General features: G+C 67.0%; 3 protein-coding genes. All 3 read right to left on the bottom strand.

All coding sequences use genetic code 11. The features are described from left to right. Nucleotides 1-922, bottom strand: a 922-nt coding sequence (locus QZV81_RS03805; protein WP_292832757.1) for a hypothetical protein, incomplete at its 3' end; no start/stop codon positions are given. A gap of 14 nt (nt 923-936) precedes the next feature. Beyond that, nucleotides 937-2,037, bottom strand: coding sequence for a TniB family NTP-binding protein (locus tag QZV81_RS03800; RefSeq protein WP_292832754.1), 1,101 nt, complete (start codon nt 2,035-2,037; stop codon nt 937-939). Further along, nucleotides 2,034-2,804 (bottom strand): hypothetical protein (locus QZV81_RS03795; protein WP_292832751.1); only part of this gene is annotated, 771 nt, incomplete at its 5' end. The genes QZV81_RS03795 and QZV81_RS03800, both read right to left, overlap by 4 nt.

Below are 2,804 nucleotides of genomic sequence, written 5' to 3'. Positions count from 1 at the left end.
CATGCCTCGATGAGAGGCGCGGTCGCCGTGTGGGAGGCTTGCGGGCGTTGGTGTGACGCAGGAGTGTGGCTCGGACTCGCGGGGCGAACGTCAGGATTCTCTTACCGAGTTCATCGAGGCTCGGGGACCGCCCGTGCCGAAGCCGCACGGGTCGGTCAAGGCCGATGACCGCTTCGCGCCCTTCGGCGTGAAAGGAAGCGCGGACGGCGTCGACGTTGTGCGACGAGCCCACGGTGACCGCGTTCACCGCTGCTTCGACGAGCGCGGCGACCTGAATGGGGCCGACGTTCGTGTTCGCGAGGAATCGCTCCGCCCACGGCTCTGTTGTCAGTGCGACGAGACGCACCGCTTCGGGATAGTGGCGCGCAAGCGCCGTTCGATGAGATTCGTCCTCCTGTCCGAGCTCGGTGGCGCGGATGAGGGTCGTGGCGAGTTCCAGTTCGCCGGTGTCGGGGCCGATGCCGCGTTCCCAGAGCGTGCCGGTGAGGCATCGTTCGGCGCGAAAGAAGTCGGCGCTTCGCGCGAGGTCGCGGTCCGCTCCCGCGTAGTGCCACCTGCGGTGTCGCGCACACACCGCTCCGATCCGGGTGCGCACCTCGACGGGTTCACCGCCGGTGCATCGCCTGCATTTCGTGACGGCAGGCGGCAGGGGCGCGCACATCGGGCAGTTGTTGTGTCGCCAGTCGGCGTGAATGCAGCGGACGAACAGGCGGTCAGAGCGGCTACCGTCGAAGTACCCGGGAGGGAGGTCGGCGAGTTGTTCGACCAGTCGCGGCACGAGTTCTGGTGTCGTGCGTAGAGGCAGCCGCGGGCGCTCGTGACGGAGGGTCGTCCACAGTTCCCCGGCCGGCACGGCGTTGCGGGTGGTAAGTCTGCGGTAGACGCTGCTGACGGTTTCTCCCGTGAAGGGTTCGATGAGCACGGGGAGCTTCCTCATCATTTCGCCCGCGCGGGACGGCCTCGTTTGGGCCGTGGTGATGGCCGGTTCTCTTCTTCCTCGATCCAGCCTTCCGATTCACGGATTTTCGCCAGCGACGCGAGCACGTCGTCGAGGTCGAGGCGTTCAGTGTGCTGTTCGATGCCGCGGCGCGCTCCGCGGCGGACGGCTCGGGCGACGCGGCCGATGGAACCGCGGGATAGGTCGCGGAGTTCAGCAGCGACGGTGAGGATCTCCGCGTCAGGTTGCGAGATCAAGCACAAGGAGTCCTCGAGGTCGACGAGGATGCGCCCCCACACCGCGGCATCCGTGGTCTCGCCAGTCCCGTACGTGTCGAACTTGACCAGCTCGAATCGGGCCATGATCTGCTCGCCGCGGGAGCCCCAGAACAGGCCGTTGCGGGCGACATCGACACCGGCGTACACCATCGTGCCGGGACACCGTTCGGACAGTTCCTTGAGCGCGTCGGCGACTTGCTCGTTGCCGCGGTAGTGCAGGTCCAGCCGGTGGATGTCGTCGATGATCACCAGCTCGGTGCGACATTCGCGCATCACGTGGCTGACGCGGCTGAGGAGGACCTCGTAGTTCGCGTTGCGGGAGTACGGGATGGCGTAGAAGTCGGCGAGCTTGGTGATCATGGTCTTCGCCGTCGCATGTGTGGGTACAGGTACGTAGGCGACGGGGATCAGATTGCGTTGCGAGGCCGCGGCGCGCTGGCGTCGTGCTCGCTCGAACGCCCTGCCGAACTCCTGGACCGCGGTGGTCTTCCCGAGACCCGGCCGGCCAGAGATGATCACCCCGGACTTGCTGGCGTCCGGGGAACGGTTGTCGGTCATAGCGTGGCGGATCGCGACCGCGACCTGCCGCAGCGATGGGGTTGCGACCCGAGCGCCGAGGGTCATATAGCGCTCACGTGCGATGTTGAACAGCGCACGCTCCGAGGAGCCCATCGCCTCGTACTCGGCCAGGGTGATCGAGAGTGGCCGCTGGGCGACGAACTCGACGAACTCGCGCCACCCTTCCTTGGTCGCATAGTCGAAGTCGGTGGATGGGGCGTCGAAGTCGAAGTCTCCCAGCAGGTCATCGAACACCGGGGTCACGTCTCATCCGGCGACCGGGTCATCCCGAACGGTGCCGCGACCGGCCACGCCGGCTTCGCCGCGACAACATCGGTTTCCTCGTCGCCGACGTCACCAGCAACCGAAGGCTCGCCGCCCGGCGGGGCTGCGGGTGCGATGTGTGGGAGTTGGTTGGTGATCGCCAGCGGGTCGGTCCGTGCGCTGATCGCACGCTTCTTCTGCCGCGCCGTCGGCAGGGCGTTGCCTTTGTACATGAACCGGCGCATCACTTCGTTGAGGTCGTCGGTGCTTGGCTCGCTCTCGCCGCGTGCGGCAGCCTGAGCGCGCGCGACCCGCCATACCTCGTCGGCCATCGGTGCGCCGCTGTAGGGGGACCTCCAGTCGAGGGGGAGGAACTGGTCGCCGAGCTCCAGCCATACCGTCATCGGGTTGTAGGGGTCGACGTGGAACGGCCATTTGCCCTGCTGCCGATGGTGCGGCGACCGCTTCTTGCGCAGCGGGCCGAGCTCGGTGGAGTCGTAGACGCGCAGGTCGATGTCGACACCGTAGTGGTTGATCACACGCCATTCGGTCGGGAGCAGTGCGATGTACTTCTCGGCGGTGAGCGGGACTTGCAGCTCCGGAGCGACTTCGCGGTACGCGGCGACCATCTGGTTCGGGGCCAGCATGAGCCGAGGGTTGCGGGGGTCGCGCAGCGCCTTGTGGGGTCGGTTCTGCCAGGTCACCGCGACCCAGTCCTCGAACAGCTCCTGCAGCTGCTCGAGGGTGAGCAGCTGGCTCGTCGCGAT

The organism is Microbacterium sp., from assembly GCF_011620665.1.
In the GTDB taxonomy this organism is placed as follows: Bacteria; Actinomycetota; Actinomycetes; order Actinomycetales; family Microbacteriaceae; genus Microbacterium.
Note: the sequence above shows the minus strand (reverse complement) of the source record. Positions and strands in the feature narration are given on the sequence as shown.